Raw genomic sequence first — 21,026 nt, forward strand, 5'->3', positions numbered from 1 at the left:
CGCCCGACCCCGGCAATTCTATAACGTGTTCTACATGACAGCACAGGACTACGACGTCGTCGTGGTCGGGAGCGGTGGCGCCGGTATGGTGGCAGCGCTGACCGCCGCGCACCGCGGTCTCTCGACAGTAATCGTCGAGAAGGCCGCGCACTACGGCGGATCGACCGCGCGCTCCGGCGGCGGCGTCTGGATTCCCAACAACGAGGTGCTCAAGCGCGCCGGCGTCCACGACAGCTCCGAAGCGGCCCGCACCTATCTGCACGGCATCATCGGTGACGTGTCGACCAGCGGGGTCGAGCCGGAGCGCATCGACGCCTATCTCGAACGCGGGCCCGAGATGCTGTCGTTCGTACTGAAGCACACCCCGTTGAAAATGTGCTGGGTGCCGGGTTACTCCGACTATTACCCCGAGGCGCCCGGTGGCCGCCCGGACGGCCGCTCGATCGAGCCGAAGCCGTTCAATGCCCGCAAGCTCGGTCCCGACGAAGCCACGCTGGAACCTCCTTACGGCAAGGTGCCGCTGAATGTGGTTGTGATGCAACAGGACTACGTGCGCCTGAACCAGCTCAAGCGCCACCCCCGCGGCGTGTTGCGCAGCCTGAAGGTGGGCGCCCGCACCATGTGGGCCAAGGCCACCGGCAAAAACCTCGTCGGCATGGGTCGCGCCCTGATCGGCCCGCTGCGGATCGGGCTGCGGCAGGCCGGGGTTCCGGTGATGCTCAACACCGCGCTCACCGACCTCTACGTCGAGGACGACGTGGTCCGCGGCATCTACGTCCGCGACGCTGGTGCTTCCGAAGCTGCTGAGCCGCGGCTGATCCGGGCCCGGCGCGGCGTGATCCTGGCCTGCGGCGGTTTCGAGCACAACGAGCAGATGCGGGTGAAATACCAGCGCGCGCCCATCACCACCGAATGGACCGTCGGCGCCAAGGCGAATGCCGGCGACGGCATTGTCGCCGGCGAAAAGCTGGGCGCGGCACTGGATCTGATGGAGGACGCATGGTGGGGCCCGACGGTGCCGCTGGTGGGCGCGCCGTGGTTCGCGTTGTCGGAACGCAATTCGCCGGGGTCGATCATCGTCAACATGTCCGGCAACCGGTTCATGAACGAATCGATGCCCTACGTCGAGGCCTGCCACCATATGTACGGCGGCAAGTACGGGCAGGGTCCCGGACCGGGCGAGAACATTCCGGCCTGGCTGGTGTTCGATCAGCAGTACCGGGACCGCTACATCTTTGCCGGACTGCAACCGGGCCAACGCATTCCGCGTAAGTGGCTGGATTCCGGCGTGATCATCCAGGCCGACACGCTGGCGGAGCTGGCCACCAAGGCCGGCCTCCCGGTTGACCAATTCATCGCGACGGTCCAGCGTTTCAACGGCTTTGCCCGGTCGGGCGTCGACGCGGACTACCACCGCGGGGAAAGCGCCTACGACCGTTACTACGGCGACCCGACCAATAAGCCGAATCCGAACTTGGGCGAGATCCGGCACGCGCCCTACTACGCCGCCAAGATGGTTCCCGGAGACCTGGGCACCAAGGGCGGTATCCGCACCGACGTCCACGGCCGGGCGCTTCGCGACGACGGCAGCATCATCGACGGTCTTTATGCCGCAGGCAATGTCAGCGCGCCGGTGATGGGGCACACCTACCCAGGCCCGGGCGGCACCATCGGGCCGGCGATGACCTTCGGCTACCTCGCCGCCCTGCATATCGCGGGAGAGCGCTAACATGCCGATCGACGTCGAAGTCGCACTGAACGCCGAACTGGATCCGGTCGAATTCACTTGGGCCAGTAGCGATGTCCAGCTCTACCAACTCGCATTGGGCGCCGGATCCGACCCGATGGACCCGCGCGAGCTACGGTACCTGATCGACGACACACCGCAGGTGCTGCCGACTTTCGCCACGGTAGCCGCCACCTTCCACGCCACCAAACCGCCCACCGTCCGGTTCCCCGGCATCGATATCGAACTGAGCAAGGTACTGCATGCCAGCGAACGCGTGGAAGTGCCCGGGCCGCTGCCGCCATCAGGGTCAGCGCGCGCCGTCACCCGATTCACCGATATCTGGGACAAGGGCAAGGCCGCGGTGATCTGGAGCGAGACGAGGGTGACCACACCCGACGGCAAACTGCTGTGGACGCAGAAGCGGTCGATCTACGCCCGCGGCGAGGGCGGATTCGGCGGCGAACGCGGCCCGTCAACCTCGGACAACCCGCCGGAGCGGGCACCCGATCTGCAGGTCGCGATGCCGGTGCTGCCGCAGCAGGCGCTGCTCTACCGTTTGTGCGGTGACCGCAATCCGTTGCACTCCGATCCCGAATTCGCCGCTGCCGCAGGCTTTCCCGCGCCTATCCTGCACGGGCTGTGCAGCTACGGCATGGCCTGCAAGGCCATCACCGACGCGCTGCTCGACGCAGACGCCACGGCGGTAGCCGCCTACGGTGCCCGCTTCGCGGGCGTGGCGTACCCCGGCGAAACGCTTCAGGTCAACATGTGGAAGGACCGGGGCCGCATCGTTGGCGGCGTTGTCGCGCCGTCGCGCGACAACGCCGTCGTGCTCACCGGTATCGAGCTGGTGCCCGCCTAGCCCATCTCCTCTTTCGCCTGGGCGTGACCGCAGCGTCACGTTCGAGGCCGCGTGTGACTGCAGCGTCACATTCGACGCGCACGGGCAGCGCGTACGCGGCGAAGAATCTCGGCGGGCCGATCACCCGCAACCACCCTGACCAAGATCCAACCGCGACGGTCGACCAATTCCAGTCGTCGAACATCCCAGGTGTACTGTCGCCTATCACTGCGATGTTGCTCGCCGTCGTATTCGACCGCGACTTTGACGCCCTCCCAACCCATATCGAGGTAGGCAATAACATCGCCGAACTCGTTGAGCACCGGAATTTGCGTTTGTGGCCGCGGTAACCCTCCCTGCACCAACACCAGCCGCAGCCACGTTTCCTTCGGGGATTGTGCGCCCGCGTCGACGAGATCGAGCGAGACACGAGCACGCCCCAGCCCACGACGCCCACGGTGCCGGGCGGCCAGCAACTCCACGTCGGCCACCTTGAACTCGGTCGCGCGGGCAAGGGCGTCGAGAGCGGCGACCGCTGTCGTCGTTGGATGCCAGCACGCGAGGTCAAGAGCAGTACGCGCCGGCGTCGTAACCGGAATGCCGTCGATCAGTTGTATCTCGTCGTCCTCCAGCCGGTCGCCCCAAATTTGCAGGCCCGGCAGCGGGTGACGGTTGTCGTGAATGATGTCCACTGGCCGGTCCTCGTCCACCCAGCTACTGCCATGCAAAGCCGCTGCGGCGAAACCAGCGACGACCCCACGGCGTCGGGACCAAAGCCACGCCGCGCGGGCCCGAAGCGCCTGCGTTAATTCGGTACCTTCACTGACGTAGACATCGCGAAACACCCGCGTATAGCGACGCCGCAACTCGCTATGCGACGCGATGCCGGCGGCCACTGCCTCACTGCCGATAAAGGGTTCCCCCATGGGCGTGGAGTCTGCCAGCGGCAACCGACACCGCCGCCCAGCACCACCCACACCACCGCCAGCGTGACGCTGCAGTCACATTCGGACTCAAGCGTGACTGCAGCGTCACGCTGGGCGCCCCGGTAGACCCACGTCAAACCGGCCATCGGCTTTCGAGAACCTGGGTACCATTTCCTAGCTGTCCTGACGTTGTCGGGCCACCGGGGATTGGAGCGGCCGATGTCGTCGTCCGTGATCGCGGCACCCGAGGCTATTGCCGTGGCGTCGGGCGATTTGACCGGAATCGGTGAGGCGATCAAGGGGGCCGCCGCTGCGGCGGCGCCCTCGACGACGGGAATAATCGCGGCGGCCGGCGACGAGGTGTCGGCGGCCATCGCCGGCCTTTTCGGCGGCTACGCCCGAGAGTTTCAGGCGCTGAGCGCGCAGACGACGACGCTGTTTCACGCCGAGTTTGTGCGTGCGTTGAGCGCGGCCGGGGCCGCCTATGCGGCCGCGGAGGCCGCGAATACCTCGCCGCTGCGCATGCTGCTGCAACAGGCCGAGAACTCGGGGATTTTCGCACCCATAGAGCGGCTGCTCGGGCGGCCGTTGTTCGGTAACGGCGCCGCCGGGTCCACCGGGGCCACCGGAGCCGTCGGCGCAACTGCGCCCAGCACGTTGCTGAACACGGCCACCAACGAGGCGGGCCTGTCCGGGGCGGTGAACTACGCCGCCACCCAAGCCCTCGCTGCTCCGGCCACCAACGGGGTGACCGGGGTCAAATCGGGCTTCTCTTTCCTGCAAATCCCGATCGGCCCGTCCTCCTTCCTGGGCTTTACGATTCCTCAGTTCAACTACCCCGCCCCCGCGCAGTGGTACTTCCCGACGCAGGCAGACGGTTCGGTGAACGCCACCGGCGTCATCTATCTGCAGCACGGCTTCGGGGCGATAGGTTGGTTCTACGAGCCGCTGGCCGTGCAGTTGGCGCAGCAGACCAACAGCGTCGTGGTCGTTCCCACCGTGCCGTCAATTCCGTTGCCGTTCGGCCTATGGATCGGCAGCCCGCAGATGCAGCAAGGCGTGGCGTCGTTGTTCCTCGGCCCGGAAGCGGCGCTGAACATCAGCGCGAACCAGGCCGGATACCAGGGCACGCTACCGCAGGATTTCATCCTGTCCGGACACTCCGCCGGTGGTGGCCTCGCCACGATCGCCGCCGGCGATTACCTCGCAGACCTCGGGGCGAACACCAACCACCTGCGCGGTGTGGTGATGTTCGACGGGGTCGCATCCAATGCCACCGCCTTCGGGGCCGCGGTAGCCAACCTGCAGTCGGCGAGTGTCCCCGTGTATGTGGTGGCCGCGCCGCCCCAGCCGTGGAACGCTTTCGGTGGCACCACGAATCAACTGGTCAGTCTGTACCCGGGGCAGTTCGTCGGGGTCGAGATTGTCAACGGCTCGCATGTCGATTCGATGCTGGGCGGAAATCCCTTGGTAGACTTCGCCGCCCAGCTGCTGACCGGGTTCTCCCCGCCCGGCGCCACCGCGGCGGTGTACACCCTGTCTTCGGGTTGGGTCAACGATATTTACGCCGGGGCGGGCCCGCTCAGCCCGATGTACGGCGTCTACGGGCCCACCGGCGGCTACGTCGCCCCCGGCGGCCAGGCGATCTTTCTGGGCCAGGCCAGCGGGATCGTCCTGCCGGCGTAATCACCGAGACCACCGACGGCTCCCCCACGCTCTACCCCAAAATCAGCCCGGACGTCGGCACGCCCGTCCCCGCGGTGACCAGCACGTGCTCGACGCCAGGCACCGGATTCACCGAGGTGCCGCGCAGCTGCCGCACACCTTCGGCGATGCCGTTCATTCCGTGGATGTAGGCCTCACCGAGCTGGCCACCGTGGGTATTGATCGGCAGCCGTCCACCCACCTCGATCGCGCCGTCGGCGATGAAATCTTTGGCTTCACCGCGGCCACAAAATCCCAACTCCTCCAACTGAATCAGCGTGAACGGGGTGAAGTGGTCGTAGAGCACCGCGGTCTGAATGTCGGCCGGCGACAGTCCCGACTGCGCCCACAGCTGCCGGCCCACCAGACCCATCTCGGGCAGACCGTCGAGCTCGGGCCGGTAGTAGCTGACCATCGTGTACTGGTCCGGGCTCGACCCCTGCGACGCCGCCTCGATGACCGCGGGCCGCTGCTTGAGGTCCCGCGCGCGCTCAGCCGACGTCACCACGATCGCCACCGCCCCGTCGGTCTCCTGACAGCAGTCCAGCAACCGCAACGGCTCGGCGATCCACCGCGAACTCTGGTGGTCCTCAATGGTTATCGGCTTCTGATAGAAGTAGGCTTTCGGGTTGTTCGCGGCGTGCCGGCGGTCGGCCACCGAGATCACGCCGAAGTCGCGGCTGGTTGCGCCGGACAGGTGCATGTAGCGCCGGGCGATCATGGCGACCTGTGCCGCTGGTGTTGAAAGCCCGTGCGGGTAGGAGAACGAATTGTCGACCCCGGTCGAGTCGGCGTTTTCCGTCAGCCGCGTCTGCACCTGGCCGAACCGCATACCGGACCGCTCGTTGAAGGCCCGGTATGCGACCACCACGTCGGCTACCCCGGTCGCGACGGCCATCGCCGCCTGCTGGATGGTCGCGCAGGCGGCACCGCCGCCATAGTGGATCTTGGAAAAGAACGTCAGCTCGCCGATGCCCACCGCGCGCGCCACCGCGATCTCGGTGTTGGTGTCCATCGTGAACGTGGTCAAGCCGTCGACGTCCGCCGGACTCAAGCCGGCATCGTCCAACGCATCCAGCACCGCCTCTGCCGCCAAACGCAATTCGCTGCGGCCGGAGTCCTTGGAGAAATCGGTGGCGCCGATGCCGACGACGGCGGCCTTACCGGACAACACTAGCCATCCCCCATCGTCAGCTTCACCGTTGCGATCACATGATCCCCAAGGCTGTTGCGGCCCAGTACCTTAACCGTGATCAGCCCGTCCGCCACCGCGGTCACCTCGCCGGAGAACGTGACCGTGTCGTAGGCGTACCACGGCACCCCCAGCCGCAACCCGATCGACTTGATCAGCGCCGACGGCCCCGCCCAGTCGGTGACGTAACGCTGCACCAGTCCGGTATCGGTGAGGATGTTGACGAAAATGTCCTTGGAGCCCTTGGCCTGTGCCTTGTCCCGATCATGGTGTACGTCCTGAAAGTCACGGGTGGCCAACGCCGTCGAGATGATGAACGTGGGGTCGCCATACAGTTTCAGCTCGGGCAGCTGCGCGCCCACCGCCACAACCGGGGCGCTCATGCGTCCGGCTCCCAGGCGTACAGCGTCCATTCCGGGCCGGAGGCACCAGCCGGGAAATCGATATACATTGCCCGAACCGGCATTCCGATCTCCACCCGTGACGGGTCGACGTTGCGCAGCTCACCCAGCATGCGCACGCCTTCCTCGAGCTCAACCAGCGCAATCACGAAAGGCAGGGTGCGGCCGGGCACCTTCGGCGCGTGATGCACCACGAAGCTGAACACCGCGCCGCGACCGCTGGACACTGCGTAGTCGATCGGCACGGAAGGCTCCTGCCACACCGCCGGAACCGGCGGATGCTGCAGGCTACCGTCGGGCCGCCGTTGGATGCGCAGCTCGTGAGCCGCAACGCCTTCCCAGAAGAACGCGGTGTCACGCGACAACGACGGCCGCATCATCGCATCGGGGTCCAGATCGTCGGGCACCGATGACGTGGATTCTGCGGGCCTGAACTTCAAAATGCGCCAATCCATCTCGGCGACGTCCTCGTCGCCGACGCGCCAGACGGTGTGCTGGTTGATGAACCAACCTTCGCCGAGGGCGGTCTGCTTGGGTCCGACGACGTCACCGAGCTCGGCGGTGATGGTGACGTGCTCGCCGGGTCGCAGATACCGGTGATAGGTCTGCTCACAGTTGGTGGCAACCACACCGATATAGCCGGCCTCGTCGAACAGCTTCATGACCGGACCCAATGGATCGTCCTTGGGGCGTTGCCCGCCCAGGCCGTACATCGTCCAGACCTGGATCATCGCCGGGGGCGCGACGATTCCCGGGTGGCCGGCGGCCCGGGCGGCGTCGTCGTCGACGTAGATCGGGTTGCGGTCGCCGAGGGCCTCAACCCAGTTGTTGATCATCGGCTGGTTAACCGGATCCCGGGCGGCGCGCGGCTTACTGCTGCCGGCCGCCGTGATCTGCGTGATGGCTTCGCGGATATCGGTCATCGGGGCACCCTCGGCACCTTGAGGCCCGATGCGGCGATCATCTCGCGCATCACTTCGTTGACGCCGCCGCCGAAGGTGATCACCAGATTGCGTTTGGTCTGCGAGTCCAGCCACTCGAGCAGCTCGGCGGTGTCCGGTTCGGCGGGGTTCCCGTATTTGCCAACGATCTCCTCTGCGAGTCGACCGATACGCTGAACACGTTCGGTGCCAAATACTTTCGTCGCCGCGGCATCGGCCACGTTGATGTCCTCGCCGGCGGCCGCCACCTGCCAGTTGAGCAACTCGTTGATCCGCCAGGTCGCGTGGATCTCACCGAGCGCGCGCTTGACGTCGTCGTGGTCGATCGGTGCGACCCCGTCGGCGCCCGGCTGGCACGCCCAGGCGTGCACCCGGTCGTAGATGCTGGCGAAGCGGCCGGCCGGGCCCAGCATCACCCGCTCGTTGTTGAGCTGGGTGGTGATCAGCCGCCAGCCGCCGTTCTCCGCACCGACGAGCATGTCGACCGGCACCCGCACGTCGTTGTAGTACGTGGCGTTGGTGTGGTGGGCGCCGTCGGACAAGATGATCGGAGTCCACGAGTAGCCCGGATCCTTGGTGTCGACGATCAAAATCGAAATGCCTTTGTGCTTGACGGCTTCCGGGTCGGTGCGACACGCCAGCCAGATGTAGTCGGCGTCATGAGCGCCGGTGGTGAAGATCTTCTGGCCGTTGACGATGTACTCGTCGCCCTGACGCACCGCGGTGGTCCGCAACGACGCCAGGTCGGTGCCCGCTTCGGGTTCGGTGTAGCCGATCGCGAAGTGCACCTCGCCGGCCAGGATCGCCGGCAGGAACTTCTTCTTCTGCAGCTCGCTGCCGTACACCTGCAGGGTGGGGCCGACGGTCTGCAGCGTCACCGCGGGCAGCGGCACGTCGGCCCGATGCGCCTCGTTGACGAAGATCTGCTGCTCGATCGGGCCAAAACCGTGGCCGCCGAACTCCTTCGGCCACCCGACGCCGAGCATGCCGTCGCGGCCCATCCGCCGGATCACCGCGCGATATGCGGCGCCATGCCGGTCCTTCTCCATCTCCTTGGCCTCGTCGGGCGAGATCAACTTCGAAAAGTATTGCCGTATCTCGGTTTGCAGCTGCCGCTGCCCGGGAGTCAGGTCGATGAACATTACGCTCCCACGGGGTCGTCTGCGTGGCGACCCGCCGCGCCCGGCTGCGCCGCGCTCGCGATCGCCACGGGGTCGTCTGCGTGGCGACCCGCCGCGCCCGGCTGCGCCGCGCTTGCGATCGCCACGGGGTCGTCTGCGTGGCGACCCGCCGCGCCCGGCTGCGCCGCGCTCGCGATCGCCACAGGGTCGTCTGCGTGGCGACCCGCCGCGCCCGGCTGCGCCGCGCTTGCGATCGCCACGGGGTCGTCTGCGTGGCGACCCGCCGCGCCCGGCTGCGCCGCGCTCGCGATCGCCACGAGCTCGAGACGGTGCGACGGCCCGCCCAGCAACCGGGTCAGGTCTTTGATCGTGGAGTAATACCGGTGCATCGGATAGGTGATGTCCATTCCCATACCCCCGTGCAGGTGATGACAGATCTGCATCACCGGCGGCGCCTGAGACGTCAACCAATACCCCAACACGTCGAGGTCGTCATCGGCGTCACGACCTTCGGCCAATCGCCAGATCACCGACTTGGCCGCCAGATCGATGGTGCGCGAAGCGATATAGACCTCGGCGAGCTGCGCGGCCACGGTCTGGAAAGTAGACAGTGGCTTGCCGAACTGCTTGCGGTTGGCCACGTAGTCGGCAGTAAGCCGCAGCGCACCAGCCACCAGCCCGTCGGCATACGCACCCACCATCGCCAAAGCCAGCTGGTTGATCCGGTGCGCCGAAGCGCCCACCAGAACGTCGGATTCGGCAACCGCCACGTCGCTGAATGTCACCGTGTACTCATCTGAACCGTTCGACGTCGGCGTGCGCACCAGCTGCACCCCCTCGGCTTTCGGTGACACCACCACGACCGCATTGTCGGCGGTAACGACCATCCAGTCCGCCTGCCCGGCATACCCCACACCAATCTTGGTGCCCGACAACCAGCCGCCCACCAAACTCGTCGACGGCCGGTCGGGCAGCGGGGCGCCCGGCTCGTTGACCGCCGCGGTCAGCACCGACCCCTTGGCGACCCCGGCCAGGTAACGGTCCTGCTGCTCATCGGTGGCCAGATCGAGCAGCGGCACCACACCGAGGCCCAGCGTTGCCAGTGCCGGTGTGACGGCACCGTGCCGCCCGGCTTCGGTCAGCACGGTCCCCACCTCGAGCAGCCCGACGCCGTCGCCGCCGAAGCGTTCCGGGACCGGCAATGCCGTCACTCCGCCGTCGACCAGCGCAGCCCAGGAGGTATCCCGCTGCAGCACCGACGTGACCACGTCGGCAACCGCCTGCTGTTCCGCGGTGAGATCGAAGTCCATTACCGCGCCACGGAACTCGAGACGCCGCCCGTCACCGCACTGGGCGTACTGGCGGCTACCGGACACTTGCCGGCATAGTCGACCTGCCAGTGCTTGATGCCGTTGAGCCAGCCGGACCGCAACCGCTGCGGAGCCGAGATCGGCGTCAGGTCCGGCATGTGGTCGGCGATAGCGTTGAACATCAGGTTGATGGTCAGCCGGGCCAAGTTGGCTCCGATGCAATAGTGCGCGCCGGTGCCGCCGAAACCCACGTGCGGGTTGGGGTTGCGCGAGATGTTGAACGTGTAGGGGTCTTCGAAGACCTCTTCGTCGAAGTTCGCCGAGCGGTAGAACATCACCACCCGCTGGCCCTTCTTGATCTGCACACCGGACAACTCGTAGTCCTGCAGCGCGGTCCGCTGGAAACAGGTGACCGGAGTGGCCCAGCGGACGATCTCGTCGGCGGCGGTCTCCGGACGCTCGTTCTTGTACAGCTCCCACTGCTCGGGGTAGTCGGCGAACGCCATCATGCCCTGGGTGATGGAATTGCGACTGGTCTCGTTGCCGGCCACCGCGAGCATCACCACGAAGAAACCGAACTCGTCGTCGGAGAGCTTTTCGCCGTCAATGTCGGCCTCGATCAGCTGCGTCACGATGTCGTCGCCCGGATTCTTGGCCTTGTCCTCGGCCATCTTCATCGCGTAGCTGATCAACTCCACCGAGGACGCCTTCGGGTCGACATGCGCGAATTCCGGGTCTTCGGTGCCGGTCATCTCGTTCGACCAGTGGAACAGCTTCCCGCGATCCTCCTGCGGCACGCCCAGCAGACCCGCGATGGCCTGCAGCGGTAGCTCACACGACACCTGCTCGACGAAGTCGCCGGAACCCTCGGCTGCTGCCGCTTTGGCAATCTTGTGAGCACGTTCGCTGAGTTCGGCCTCCAGGCGTCCGATGGCCCGCGGCGTGAACCCGCGCGAGATGATCTTGCGCAACCGGGTGTGGTGGGGCGCGTCCTGGTTGAGCATGACGAACCGCTGCACCTCAATGTCCTCGCGGGCGATGTCATTGTGGAACCGCGGGATCACGGTGTTCTCCCAGCTGGAGAACACGTCGCTGCGCCGCGATACCTCCTTGACATCCTTGAGCTTGGTGATCGCCCAGAAGCCGCCGTCGTGATAGCCGCCGCCGTGGCCGGGTGCCTGCTCGTTCCACCAGATCGGCGCGGACGCCCGCAGTTCGGCGAACTCGGCGACCGGAAGCCGTTCGGAATAGATGTCCGGGTCGGTGAAATCGAACCCGGGAGGAAGATCGGGACAAGGCACGGTAGTTCTCCTAACTGCAGTCTTCGCTGACCAACGTGCGCCAACTTGCGCTAACGTGCGCTAGCTCGCGCCTGGCGATCCAAGGACACTAGCTGTCCTAGTGATGCTCTATTGCCAGTAAAACATGCCTCCACCGCATACAAAAGGCACCGACGCATCGTCGCTTGTCATAGTAATGAAACGTGTTCTAGCCTGGCTCCATGGGTAACCCGGTAATCGTCGAGGCCACACGCAGCCCGATCGGCAAGCGAAATGGGTGGCTGTCAGGTCTGCACGCGACCGAGCTGCTCGGAGCGGTGCAGAAGGCACTGGTGCACAAGGCCGGGATCGATGCGGGAGATATCGAACAGGTCATCGGCGGCTGCGTGACCCAATTCGCGGAGCAGTCCAACAACATCAGCCGCACCGCGTGGTTGACCGCGGGATTGCCCGACCACGTCGGCGCCACCACCGTCGACTGTCAGTGCGGCAGCGGGCAGCAGGCCAATCACCTGATCGCCGGGCTGATCGCAGCCGGCGCGATCGACGTCGGCATCGCCTGCGGCATCGAGGCGATGAGCCGGGTCGGCCTGGGGGCCAACGCGGGGCCGGACCGCAACTGGCGGGCGGAGTCGTGGGACATCGACATGCCCAACCAGTTCGAGGCCGCCGAGCGAATCGCCAAGCGACGCGGCATCACCCGCGAGGACATCGATGCCTTCGGGTTCCAGTCGCAGTTGCGCGCCAAGCGCGCCTGGGACGAGGGCCGTTTCGACCGAGAGATCTCGCCCATCGAGGCGCCGGTGCTCGACGAGCAGAAGCAACCCACCAGCGAGCGCCATATGGTCGGCCGCGACCAAGGCCTGCGGGACACCACCATGGAGGGGCTGAGCCAGCTGAAACCGGTGCTGGAAGGCGGCATTCACACCGCGGGCACATCATCGCAGATCTCCGACGGCGCGGCCGCAGTGTTGTGGATGGACGAAGACAAAGCCAAGGCACTCGGCTTGAAGCCGCGCGCGCGGATCGTCAGCCAGGCGCTCGTCGGCGCCGAGCCCTACTACCACCTCGACGGTCCGGTGCAGTCGACGGCGAAGGTGCTCGAAAAGGCCGGCATGAAGATGGGCGACATCGACATCACCGAGATCAACGAGGCGTTCGCCTCCGTGGTGCTGTCCTGGGCGCGGGTCCACGAGCCGGACATGGACCGGGTCAACGTCAACGGCGGCGCGATCGCCTTGGGCCATCCGGTGGGGTGCACCGGCAGCCGGCTGATCACCACCGCATTGCACGAGCTGGAGCGCACGGACCGAAGCACCGCGCTGATCACCATGTGCGCCGGCGGTGCGCTGTCCACCGGGACCATCATCGAACGAATCTGATGGTGCTCTCCGACGAAGACCGCATCGCCGCGGCGCAGGCCTACATCGACGCACTGGTCAGCCATGATGCGGACAAGGTGCCGTTCGCGCCCGGCTGCACCCGGGTCGAGCAGGGTGTCAAGAACGGGTTTTCCGGCGCTCACCTGCGGCGCAGCCTCAACCGCGGACTTCAGTACCGGGTGATCGCCGATGCGACACCACCGGACTATCGCATCGTCGGCGACGAGGTGCATGCGACCTACGACGTGCTGACCAAGGCCGCGTTCGCCGGCCGGCGGATCGCCTCACGGGTCAACGAGACGTTCGTGATTCCCGCCGATAGCGCCAGCGGGAAGGCCGAGATCGCGCACATCGTCGTGCGCTTTCGCCCGTTTATTCAGCGGTAGCACGCCCGTAGGATGTCGTCATGCCGAAGTCGCCGCCGAGGTATCTGAATTCGCCGTTCACCGACTTTCTGATCAAGTGGATGTCGCGCCTCAATACCTGGATGTACCGGCGCAACGGTGGCGAGGGTCTCGGTGGCACCTTCCAGAAGATCCCGGTTGCTCTGCTGACCACCACCGGCCGCAAGACCGGCCAGCCGCGGGTCAGTCCGCTGTACTTCCTGCGCGACGGCGACCGGGTAGTTGTCGCCGCCTCCAAGGGCGGCGCCGACAAGAATCCCATGTGGTATCTGAACCTCAAGGCCGACCCTAAGGTGCAGGTGCAGATCAAAAGGGAAGTTCTCGATCTCACCGCGCGCGACGCCACGGACGAAGAGCGCGCCAAGTACTGGCGGCAGTTGGTCGACATGTATCCGACCTACGAGGACTATCAGTCCTGGACCGATCGGACCATCCCGATCGTGGTCTGCGAGCCGTAGCGACCGGCGCTGCCGGCCGCATCGGCCGGTTGTCGCGTTGAGGTGGGCATTTTTAATGAGTCAACGCGGTCCTGGCCGTGCCGACGACCACGGCGCCGGCTGTGACGGGTGCGCCTTCTGGGGCACGTCATAGTCACCTGCGCCGCAGAAGTTCCCTGCGCCAAGGACATTCGTTGTGCCCAGCTACCCGCGACAACCGCAGCCGTGCGCGGTGTCGGGGCGGGTCGAGCACCCGGACAAGGAACCTCGCGGCGGCAACCGGCCGGCTACGTCAACCCGTCAAAACCGTTGACGCCCAACAAGTTTCCTCCGGTGCCACCGGTCCCGCCGGCCCCGCCGACCTTGGTGGGCCCGAATCCCGTTGCTGGTCCGCCGGACCCGCCGACGCCGGCGTTTCCCGATGGGTCATGACATCCCTGCTGGTGTCCGAGCACCCGCGACATGGTCGGTAAGGACGCACCGTATCGCGGTTGAAAGCAGCGCGTCCTGGACTTCGCCAGGATTTCCCGGCTTCTCGTAGGTACTGCGGCTGCGAATAACTCAGTAGGTGAGTCCGGCCATCAACGGAAGCAACGCCAGCGGCAACGACGGCGTATTCCCGGTCGCCGGCAGAAACGTGTAGCGCGTCACCCGGCGCAACCCCAGATGCTGGCTCTGCTTGTACGCCGCCGAATTGATCGCTTCCCGGGGGAACAACAACGACTCGAGAAGCTCCGGCCTGAGCGACGGTCCCGGCTCGCCGCCAATCAGCTGGCCCACCACAACGGCTGCGCTGTCGAGCACCGGCCAGGCCCCATCGCCGTCGCAGACCAGGTGAGCGAGCACGCTGTCGTCGGACCCGAATACGGTCACATCGTCCTTTTTGCGGACAGTCTTGGCGATTTGCCGCCGGTCGGAATCACTGAGCGTCACTGGAGCCGGCTCGTCGTTGATCGAGCTGATCCGAGCCAAGACCGCGCCACCCGCTCCGCGCACCTCGACGTGGATGTCATTGCCGACATCCATGCCCGTCAAAGTCACCAGCTTCCAGAACTTCTGCGCGGCTTTGCCGCCGCTGTGCACTCGGGCGGTACGGGCCAGCAGAACGTTATCGGTTCCGCGGAGCTCCCACCGGTGGCCCAGCGGGGAGGCGCCGGCGCAAAAGACGGCCGAGATGCCGCCGGAGCGAGCCATCTCGCCGAGCGATCGTGCCACGGGTTCATCCATGCGAAGCAAAATAGCGCGGGCCGGGTAGTCGGGCCGTACCGCCTAAAACTCAGTCAGGCCCCGTAAACCGGAACCGGTGGCCGCGACTTCGCCAGCAGGTCGGCGACGACGGGCCCCAACTCGGCGGGATCCCATCGCGCGCCCTTGTCGACCTGCGGGCCGTGCGCCCAGCCCTCGGCGACCCGGATGACGCCGCCCTCGACCTCGAACACCTTCCCGGTGACGTCGCGGGATTCGGCGCTGCCCAGCCACACCACCAGCGGGGAGATGTTCTCCGGCGCCATCGCGTCGAAACCCTCCTCCGGCTTGGCCATCATCTCGGCAAAGACGGTCTCGGTCATGCGAGTACGGGCCGACGGCGCGATGGCATTGACGGTGACGCCGTAGCGGCCCATCTCCGCGGCGCCGACCAGCGTCATCGCCGCGATGCCCGCCTTGGCCGCGCTGTAGTTCCCCTGCCCGACGCTGCCCTGCAGGCCCGCACCGGAGCTGGTGTTGATGATCCGGGCGTCAATGACTTCCGGGGCTTTGCCCGCCTTGGACAGTCCCCGCCAATATGACGCGGCGTGCCGCATCGTGGCGAAGTGGCCCTTGAGGTGCACGGCGATGACGGCATCGAACTCCTCCTCGCTGGTGTTGGCCATCATCCGGTCGCGCACGATGCCGGCGTTGTTGACCAGGACGTCCAGGCCGCCAAACGTGTCGACGGCGGTCTGGATCAGGCCGGCCGCCTGGTTCCAGTCCGAGACGTCAGATCCGTTGGCGACGGCTTCGCCACCGGCCGCGGTGATCTCGTCGACCACGCCCTGCGCCGCGCTGCCGCCGCTCGCGGGCGAACCGTCCAGCCCCACCCCGATGTCGTTGACCACCACGCGCGCGCCCTCGGCCGCGAAGGCCAGCGCATGCGCGCGACCGATCCCGCCGCCCGCTCCGGTGACGATGACGACACGGCCGTCAACCAGGCCCATACCTTTGCTCCTTACTGGTTACTTGTTGGCGCTCGAGGCGGCCAGATACGGCGGCGGCTCGCCGCCGCCGTGCACCTCCAGCGTGGCGCCGCTGATATACGAAGCCACATCGGACGTCAAAAACGCTGCGGCCCAACCGACGTCGGTGGGTTTTGCCAGTCGGCCCAATGGCACGGTGGCCGCGACGCGGGCAACCGACTCGGCGTCTCCGTAGAACAGCTCGGATTGTTCGGTCTCGACCATGCCGACCACCACCGCGTTGACCCGGACCTGCGGAGCCCATTCCACTGCCAGTGTGGCAGTGAGGTTTTCGAGCCCGGCCTTGGCCGCCCCGTATGCGGCGGTCCCCGGAGTGGGACGCCGACCGCTGACACTGCAGACGTTCACGATCGCCCCGCCGCGCTCCTGCTTTTGCATCAGGGCGTTAGCCTGCTGCGAAACGAGCAGCGGCGCAAGCACATTGAGCTCGACGATCTTGCGGTGAAAGTTGTGTGTGGCCTCGGCCGCCAGGGCGTACGGCGACCCTCCCGCGTTGTTGACCAACACGTCGAGGCGGCCGTGGCGTTCCGCGATGGCGCCCATCATCCGGCCGACCGAGTCCTCGTCGCGAATGTCGCAGGCGCGGAACTCATACGGCAGGCCTTCGACGACTCGTCGTGCGCAGGTGATGACGGTCGCGCCCTGTTCGGCGAAGACCGCGCTGATGCCGGCGCCTACCCCGCGAACGCCGCCGGTCACCAACACCACCCGCCCGGCCAGACCTAGATTGATGGCTTCGCCAGCCAGCGGGCCTCCTTCGGCACGGGTCACTGTGCTAGCGTACCAAGCAAGTGCTTGCTCAGGTACCCGGGTTCCCGACAGGAAGTGCCAATTGACGATCACATCCGCCACCCTCGAGCCGGGCATAGTCGCGGTCACCGTCGACTACCCGCCCGTCAACGCCATCCCGTCACGCGGCTGGTTCGAACTCGCCGAGGCCATCACGGCCGCGGGCGCCGACCCCGACACCCACGCGGTGATCCTGCGCGCCGAGGGCCGCGGCTTCAACGCCGGTGTGGATATCAAGGAAATGCAGCGGACGGAAGGGTTCACCGCGCTGATCGACGCCAACCGCGGCTGCTTTGCCGCGTTCCGCGCCGTCTACGAATGCGCGGTGCCGGTAATCGCCGCCGTCAACGGATTCTGTGTGGGCGGCGGCATCGGCCTGGTCGGCAACTCCGACGTCATCGTGGCCTCCGACGACGCCAGATTTGGGCTGCCGGAGGTGGAACGCGGCGCGCTCGGTGCCGCCACCCATCTGTCGCGGCTGGTGCCGCAGCACATGATGCGGCGGCTGTTCTTCACCGCCACCACGGTGGACGCCGCCACGTTGCATCACTTCGGCTCGGTGCACGAGGTGGTGCCCCGCGCCGAACTCGACGAGGCGGCCCTACGGGTGGCGCGTGACATCGCCGCCAAGGACACCCGGGTCATCCGCGCCGCCAAGGAGGCGCTGAACTTCATCGACGTGCAACGGGTCAACTCGAGTTACCGCATGGAACAAGGCTTTACCTTCGAGCTCAACCTGGCGGGGGTGTCCGACGAGCACCGCGACGCGTTCGTGAAGAAGTCATGAGCGACAAGAGAACCACGCTCGACGAAGCCGTCGCGCAGTTGCGCAGCGGCATGACCATCGGCATCGCCGGCTGGGGTTCGCGGCGCAAACCCATGGCTTTGGTGCGCGCCATACTGCGCAGCGATGTCACCGACCTCACGGTGGTCACCTACGGCGGACCCGACCTCGGACTGCTGTGTGCGGCCGGCAAGGTCCGGCGCGTCTACTACGGGTTCGTCTCGCTGGACTCGCCGCCCTTCTACGACCCCTGGTTCGCCAAGGCCCGGACCAGCGGCGCCATCGAAGCCCGAGAAATGGACGAAGGCATGCTGCGGTGCGGGCTGCAGGCGGCCGCCCAGCGGCTGCCATTCCTGCCGATCCGCGCCGGCCTGGGCAGCTCGGTTCCTGACTTCTGGGAGGGCGAGTTGGCCACCGTGACCAGTCCCTACCCGGCCCCCGGGGGCGGCCACGAAACCCTCATCGCCATGCCGGCGCTGCGCCTGGACGCCGCCTTCGCCCACCTCAATCTCGGTGACTGCCACGGCAATGCGGCCTACACCGGCATCGACCCCTACTTCGACGACCTCTTTCTGATGGCCGCCGAGAAGCGGTTCCTGTCGGTCGAGCGCATCGTCTGCACCGAGGAGCTGGTCAAAGCCGTTCCACCGCAGGCCCTGCTGGTCAACCGGATGATGGTCGACGCAGTGGTCGAAGCACCCGGCGGGGCCCACTTCACCACCACCGCACCGGATTACGGCCGCGACGAGAAATTCCAGCGGCACTATGCCGAGGCGGCGTCGACCGAGGACGGCTGGCGGCAGTTCGTCGCCACCTACCTTTCCGGCGGCGAGGACGACTACCAGGCCGCGGTACGCGCGTTTGGAGCATCTTCATGACAGGAGAAGTGATCAGTCGAGCCGACGTCTGCGCGGTCGCCTGCGCCGAATTGTTCCGGGACGCGGGCGAGATCATGGTCAGTCCGATGACCACCATGGCCTCGGTCGGGGCGCGGCTGGCGCGGCTGACCTTCTCCCCGGACATCCTGCTCACCGACGGCGAGGCGCAGCTGCTCGCCGACACCCCGCCGCTCGGCAAGACCGGCGCCGTCGAAGGCTGGATGCCGTTCGGCCGGGTGTTCGAGACGCTGGCCTGGGGCCGACGGCATGTGGTGATGGGCGCCAATCAGGTTGACCGCTACGGCAATCAGAACATCTCGGCGTTCGGGCCGCTGCAGCACCCGACCCGTCAGATGTTCGGGGTCCGCGGTTCGCCCGGCAACACCATCAATCACGCCACCAGTTACTGGGTCGGCAATCACTCGAAGCGGGTATTCGTCGACGCCGTCGACGTGGTCTCCGGCATCGGCTACGACAAGGTCGACCCCGGCAATCCGGCATTCCGGTTCGTCAACGTCTACCGGGTGGTGACCAACCTCGGCGTGTTCGACTTCGGCGGCCCGGACCACACCATGCGCGCGGTGTCCCTGCACCCCGGTGTATCGCCCGACGACGTCCGCGAGGCCACCTCGTTCGAGGTGCACGGTCTCGGCGACGCCGGCGAATCCCGGCTGCCGACCGATGACGAGCTGCAGCTGATCCGCGCGGCCATCGACCCGAAGTCGCTGCGCGACAGGGAAATTCGATCGTGAGGTTGCGCACCCCGCTGACCGAGCTGGTCGGCGTCGAGCATCCGGTGGTGCAGACCGGCATGGGCTGGGTGGCCGGAGCCCGACTGGTGTCGGCCACGGCGAACGCGGGCGGCCTCGGCATCCTGGCGTCGGCCACCATGACCCTGGACGAATTGGCGACGGCCATCGGCAAAGTCAAGGCCACCACCGACAAGCCGTTCGGGGTCAACATCCGCGCCGACGCCGCCGACGCGCCGGAGCGCGTCGAGTTGATGATCCGCGAGGGCGTCAAGGTCGCCTCCTTCGCCCTGGCGCCCAAACCCGAGCTGATCGCCCGGCTGAAAGAGGCCGGCGCGGTGGTCATCCCGTCGATCGGCGCGGCCAAACACGCCCGCAAGGTCGCGGCCTGGGGTGCCGACGCGATGATCGTGCAGGGCGGCGAAGGTGGCGGCCACACCGGACCGGTGGCGACCACGCTGCTGCTGCCGTCGGTCCTGGACGCCGTGCAGGGCACCGGCATCCCGGTGATCGCCGCGGGCGGTTTCTTCGACGGGCGCGGGCTGGCCGCAGCACTTTCGTACGGCGCGGCTGGGGTTGCTATGGGCACCCGGTTTCTGCTGACGTCGGATTCCACCGTGCCCGACGCGGTGAAACAGCGCTATCTTCAGGCCGCACTGGACGGCACCGTCGTCACCACCCGCGTCGACGGCATGCCGCACCGGGTGCTGCGCACCGGTCTGGTCGAGAAGCTGGAAAGCGGGTCGCGGGTAAGGGGTTTCACCGCTGCGGTGCGAAACGCCGCCAAATTCAAGAAGATGTCGCAGATGAGCTGGCGATCGATGATCCGCGACGGCCTGGCCATGCGCCACGGCAAGGAATTGACCTGGTCGCAGGTGGTGATGGCGGCCAACACCCCGATGCTGCTCAAGGCCGGGCTGGTCGACGGCAACACCGATGCCGGGGTGCTGGCGTCGGGCCAGGTTGCGGGCATTCTCGACGACCTGCCGTCGTGCGCGGAATTGATCGAGACGATCGTGCGCGACGCCGTCGCGCACCTGCGGGCGGCGTCGGCGTTGGTCGCGGACTAAAAGCATCTTCGGCCAGTCCGTGACACAATTGCATGATTATCATCCATGCTGACGATCAAATTAGGTGCTAACCTTGATAAGTGGCTGGGAGTCGTTTGGGCATTACCGCGTTGGACGAACGCATTGCGTTTCTGCTCTCGCAACTGGGTTCCTATAGTGATGCGGAGTTCCATCGCCGACTGGCCCCCACCGGAGTGGAACCACGGTCCTATGCGGTGCTGTTGGCACTGGCAGCCGACGACGGTCAATCTCAGCGCCAGCTGTCAGCGCGGTTGGGGATCCACCGCAACGTGATGGTGACCGTCATCGACGATCTGGAGCGCAGGCGGCTGGTCAAGCGGTTGCGGCACCCCGACGACCGGCGGGCATTCGCGGTGACCCTGACCGACAAGGGTCGTCGCCTGCTCCCGACTCTCGATGAATCGGGTCGGGAGCTCGACGAGGAGATATCTGCGGCACTGTCGGCCAACGAACGCGACACGCTCCGGAAGCTTTTGCAGCGCATGGCCGCCGGAGCCGGACTCATCCCAGGAGTTCATCCTCGAATGTCTGACCGCGGTTAACGGTTACCCGTCGGATGCTGCCATCTACCGTGCAGCCAGGTGTGCACTGAGCAACCAGCCCGGGTACTGACTTGCGCCCATGCGGTTCATCGCGCAGGTCACCCCGCCACCGTCAACCGCGGTCCTGGGAGCGTCATTCACACGCGAGCCGGTCGACACCTAGATGAGTAATTCCCAACCTTGGTCAGTGGTCGTAGGCGATCAGTGACCTCTTGACTGGGCTGTTGATCTTCCAGTTGTGCCAGATCACAGCGGCAAGGGCGAGGAGGCGCTGGGCGACGCGGGCGTAGA

General features: G+C 66.5%; 21 protein-coding genes and 4 pseudogenes. 11 read left to right on the plus strand and 14 right to left on the minus strand.

Annotated elements, in window-relative coordinates; genetic code table 11:
* Positions 1 to 34 precede the first annotated feature (34 nt).
* Together kstD and EET03_RS24505 are read left to right on the plus strand one after the other, a co-directional pair.
* A complete protein-coding gene (kstD, locus tag EET03_RS24500) occupies positions 35 to 1,729 on the plus strand; it encodes a 3-oxosteroid 1-dehydrogenase (protein WP_075544587.1) in 1,695 nt (564 codons plus the stop codon).
* 1 nt (position 1,730) lies between these two features.
* Complete coding sequence (locus EET03_RS24505) at positions 1,731 to 2,591, plus strand: MaoC/PaaZ C-terminal domain-containing protein (RefSeq protein ID WP_075544571.1); 861 nt, start codon at positions 1,731 to 1,733, stop codon at positions 2,589 to 2,591.
* 65 nt (positions 2,592 to 2,656) lie between these two features.
* On the opposite strand, the gene EET03_RS24510 is transcribed toward EET03_RS24505, so the two are convergent.
* A complete protein-coding gene (locus EET03_RS24510) occupies positions 2,657 to 3,496 on the minus strand; it encodes a hypothetical protein (RefSeq protein WP_075544572.1) in 840 nt (279 codons plus the stop codon).
* Between the two features lie 219 nt (positions 3,497 to 3,715).
* Here EET03_RS24510 and EET03_RS24515 point away from each other — a divergent pair, with 219 nt between their 5' ends.
* Positions 3,716 to 5,182, plus strand: a complete 1,467-nt coding sequence (locus EET03_RS24515) for a PE family protein (RefSeq protein WP_099193785.1) — start codon at positions 3,716 to 3,718, stop codon at positions 5,180 to 5,182.
* 31 nt (positions 5,183 to 5,213) lie between these two features.
* On the opposite strand, the gene EET03_RS24520 is transcribed toward EET03_RS24515, so the two are convergent.
* The 8 genes and pseudogenes from EET03_RS24520 to EET03_RS24545 all read right to left on the minus strand — a co-directional run bounded on the left by EET03_RS24520 (position 5,214) and on the right by EET03_RS24545 (position 11,466).
* Positions 5,214 to 6,374: a lipid-transfer protein gene (locus EET03_RS24520; protein ID WP_099193786.1), complete on the minus strand. Its 1,161-nt coding sequence runs from the start codon at positions 6,372 to 6,374 to the stop codon at positions 5,214 to 5,216.
* Complete coding sequence (locus EET03_RS24525) at positions 6,374 to 6,775, minus strand: MaoC family dehydratase (RefSeq protein WP_063471333.1); 402 nt, start codon at positions 6,773 to 6,775, stop codon at positions 6,374 to 6,376. Before EET03_RS24525 ends, EET03_RS24520 begins: the two co-directional genes overlap by 1 nt.
* Positions 6,772 to 7,716: a bifunctional MaoC family dehydratase N-terminal/OB-fold nucleic acid binding domain-containing protein gene (locus tag EET03_RS24530; protein WP_075544575.1), complete on the minus strand. Its 945-nt coding sequence runs from the start codon at positions 7,714 to 7,716 to the stop codon at positions 6,772 to 6,774. Before EET03_RS24530 ends, EET03_RS24525 begins: the two co-directional genes overlap by 4 nt.
* Positions 7,713 to 8,876 (minus strand): acyl-CoA dehydrogenase FadE29, encoded by a 1,164-nt coding sequence (gene fadE29 / locus EET03_RS24535; protein ID WP_075544576.1) that lies wholly within the window; start codon positions 8,874 to 8,876, stop codon positions 7,713 to 7,715. The genes EET03_RS24530 and fadE29 overlap by 4 nt, the downstream gene beginning before the upstream one ends.
* Positions 8,876 to 9,058, minus strand: a pseudogene (locus EET03_RS33135) (2-isopropylmalate synthase); the annotation flags it as partial. The pseudogene EET03_RS33135 and the gene fadE29, both read right to left, overlap by 1 nt.
* Positions 9,056 to 9,172: pseudogene (locus tag EET03_RS33140) on the minus strand (hypothetical protein); the annotation flags it as partial. The pseudogenes EET03_RS33135 and EET03_RS33140, both read right to left, overlap by 3 nt.
* A pseudogene (locus EET03_RS24540) lies at positions 9,170 to 10,165 on the minus strand (acyl-CoA dehydrogenase family protein); the annotation flags it as partial. The pseudogenes EET03_RS24540 and EET03_RS33140, both read right to left, overlap by 3 nt.
* A complete protein-coding gene (locus EET03_RS24545; protein ID WP_075544577.1) occupies positions 10,165 to 11,466 on the minus strand; it encodes a cytochrome P450 in 1,302 nt (433 codons plus the stop codon). The gene EET03_RS24545 and the pseudogene EET03_RS24540, both read right to left, overlap by 1 nt.
* Positions 11,467 to 11,666: 200 nt before the next feature.
* Between EET03_RS24545 and EET03_RS24550 the strand changes: the two genes are divergently transcribed.
* Genes EET03_RS24550 through EET03_RS24560 form a run of 3 tightly spaced genes read left to right on the plus strand, consistent with a single transcriptional unit; the run spans position 11,667 to position 13,689 of the window.
* Positions 11,667 to 12,827 carry a steroid 3-ketoacyl-CoA thiolase gene (locus EET03_RS24550; protein ID WP_075544578.1) on the plus strand — a complete coding sequence of 387 codons (1,161 nt, stop codon included), beginning with the start codon at positions 11,667 to 11,669 and terminating at the stop codon, positions 12,825 to 12,827.
* On the plus strand, positions 12,827 to 13,213 hold the full coding sequence (locus EET03_RS24555; RefSeq protein WP_063471301.1) for a DUF8021 domain-containing protein: 387 nt from the start codon (positions 12,827 to 12,829) through the stop codon (positions 13,211 to 13,213). The genes EET03_RS24550 and EET03_RS24555 overlap by 1 nt, the downstream gene beginning before the upstream one ends.
* 20 nt (positions 13,214 to 13,233) lie before the next feature.
* Complete coding sequence (locus EET03_RS24560; RefSeq protein WP_075544579.1) at positions 13,234 to 13,689, plus strand: nitroreductase family deazaflavin-dependent oxidoreductase; 456 nt, start codon at positions 13,234 to 13,236, stop codon at positions 13,687 to 13,689.
* A 266-nt stretch (positions 13,690 to 13,955) separates the two neighbouring features.
* Here EET03_RS24560 and EET03_RS30460 read toward each other — a convergent pair whose 3' ends face one another.
* The 4 genes from EET03_RS30460 to EET03_RS24575 form a co-directional block, all read right to left on the minus strand.
* Positions 13,956 to 14,123 carry a hypothetical protein gene (locus EET03_RS30460; protein ID WP_167470698.1) on the minus strand — a complete coding sequence of 56 codons (168 nt, stop codon included), beginning with the start codon at positions 14,121 to 14,123 and terminating at the stop codon, positions 13,956 to 13,958.
* A gap of 106 nt (positions 14,124 to 14,229) precedes the next feature.
* Complete coding sequence (locus tag EET03_RS24565; RefSeq protein ID WP_075544581.1) at positions 14,230 to 14,895, minus strand: hypothetical protein; 666 nt, start codon at positions 14,893 to 14,895, stop codon at positions 14,230 to 14,232.
* A gap of 53 nt (positions 14,896 to 14,948) precedes the next feature.
* On the minus strand, positions 14,949 to 15,863 hold the full coding sequence (locus EET03_RS24570; RefSeq protein ID WP_075544582.1) for an SDR family oxidoreductase: 915 nt from the start codon (positions 15,861 to 15,863) through the stop codon (positions 14,949 to 14,951).
* Between the two features lie 18 nt (positions 15,864 to 15,881).
* Positions 15,882 to 16,649 (minus strand): SDR family oxidoreductase, encoded by a 768-nt coding sequence (locus tag EET03_RS24575; RefSeq protein ID WP_244232516.1) that lies wholly within the window; start codon positions 16,647 to 16,649, stop codon positions 15,882 to 15,884.
* 85 nt (positions 16,650 to 16,734) lie between these two features.
* Here EET03_RS24575 and echA20 point away from each other — a divergent pair, with 85 nt between their 5' ends.
* The 5 genes from echA20 (at position 16,735) to EET03_RS24600 (ending at position 20,735) form a co-directional block, all read left to right on the plus strand.
* Positions 16,735 to 17,478 (plus strand): (7aS)-7a-methyl-1,5-dioxo-2,3,5,6,7,7a-hexahydro-1H-indene-carboxyl-CoA hydrolase, encoded by a 744-nt coding sequence (echA20, locus tag EET03_RS24580; protein ID WP_063468799.1) that lies wholly within the window; start codon positions 16,735 to 16,737, stop codon positions 17,476 to 17,478.
* Complete coding sequence (gene ipdA / locus EET03_RS24585; protein WP_075544584.1) at positions 17,475 to 18,353, plus strand: cholesterol ring-cleaving hydrolase subunit IpdA; 879 nt, start codon at positions 17,475 to 17,477, stop codon at positions 18,351 to 18,353. Before echA20 ends, ipdA begins: the two co-directional genes overlap by 4 nt.
* Positions 18,354 to 18,361: 8 nt before the next feature.
* Positions 18,362 to 19,105, plus strand: a complete 744-nt coding sequence (ipdB, locus tag EET03_RS24590) for a cholesterol ring-cleaving hydrolase subunit IpdB (protein WP_099193788.1) — start codon at positions 18,362 to 18,364, stop codon at positions 19,103 to 19,105.
* Entirely contained in the window at positions 19,102 to 20,172 is a 1,071-nt protein-coding gene (gene ipdC / locus EET03_RS24595) for a (3aS,4S,5R,7aS)-5-hydroxy-7a-methyl-1-oxo-octahydro-1H-indene-4-carboxyl-CoA dehydrogenase (RefSeq protein WP_075544586.1), read from the plus strand. The genes ipdB and ipdC overlap by 4 nt, the downstream gene beginning before the upstream one ends.
* Positions 20,173 to 20,252: 80 nt before the next feature.
* Complete coding sequence (locus EET03_RS24600; RefSeq protein WP_063468803.1) at positions 20,253 to 20,735, plus strand: MarR family winged helix-turn-helix transcriptional regulator; 483 nt, start codon at positions 20,253 to 20,255, stop codon at positions 20,733 to 20,735.
* 184 nt (positions 20,736 to 20,919) lie between these two features.
* On the opposite strand, the pseudogene EET03_RS24605 reads toward EET03_RS24600, so the two are convergent.
* Positions 20,920 to 21,026 (minus strand): annotated as a pseudogene (locus EET03_RS24605) (IS982 family transposase); the annotation flags it as partial.

The sequence above is a fragment of the Mycobacterium innocens genome (assembly GCF_900566055.1).
GTDB lineage: Bacteria > Actinomycetota > Actinomycetes > Mycobacteriales > Mycobacteriaceae > Mycobacterium > Mycobacterium innocens.

Excerpts from the sequence above, each read along its gene's own strand:
- EET03_RS24505 (WP_075544571.1), top strand. The coding sequence starts at position 1,731 with ATGCCGATCGACGTCGAAGTCGCACTGAACGCCGAACTGGATCCGGTC.
- EET03_RS24555 (WP_063471301.1), top strand. The coding sequence starts at position 12,827 with ATGGTGCTCTCCGACGAAGACCGCATCGCCGCGGCGCAGGCCTACATC.
- EET03_RS24570 (WP_075544582.1), bottom strand. The coding sequence starts at position 15,863 with ATGGGCCTGGTTGACGGCCGTGTCGTCATCGTCACCGGAGCGGGCGGC.
- EET03_RS24550 (WP_075544578.1), top strand. The coding sequence starts at position 11,667 with ATGGGTAACCCGGTAATCGTCGAGGCCACACGCAGCCCGATCGGCAAG.
- kstD (WP_075544587.1), top strand. The coding sequence starts at position 35 with ATGACAGCACAGGACTACGACGTCGTCGTGGTCGGGAGCGGTGGCGCC.
- EET03_RS24525 (WP_063471333.1), bottom strand. The coding sequence starts at position 6,775 with ATGAGCGCCCCGGTTGTGGCGGTGGGCGCGCAGCTGCCCGAGCTGAAA.
- EET03_RS24510 (WP_075544572.1), bottom strand. The coding sequence starts at position 3,496 with ATGGGGGAACCCTTTATCGGCAGTGAGGCAGTGGCCGCCGGCATCGCG.
- fadE29 (WP_075544576.1), bottom strand. The coding sequence starts at position 8,876 with ATGTTCATCGACCTGACTCCCGGGCAGCGGCAGCTGCAAACCGAGATA.
- EET03_RS24515 (WP_099193785.1), top strand. The coding sequence starts at position 3,716 with ATGTCGTCGTCCGTGATCGCGGCACCCGAGGCTATTGCCGTGGCGTCG.
- EET03_RS24565 (WP_075544581.1), bottom strand. The coding sequence starts at position 14,895 with ATGGATGAACCCGTGGCACGATCGCTCGGCGAGATGGCTCGCTCCGGC.
- ipdA (WP_075544584.1), top strand. The coding sequence starts at position 17,475 with ATGAGCGACAAGAGAACCACGCTCGACGAAGCCGTCGCGCAGTTGCGC.
- EET03_RS24530 (WP_075544575.1), bottom strand. The coding sequence starts at position 7,716 with ATGACCGATATCCGCGAAGCCATCACGCAGATCACGGCGGCCGGCAGC.
- EET03_RS24560 (WP_075544579.1), top strand. The coding sequence starts at position 13,234 with ATGCCGAAGTCGCCGCCGAGGTATCTGAATTCGCCGTTCACCGACTTT.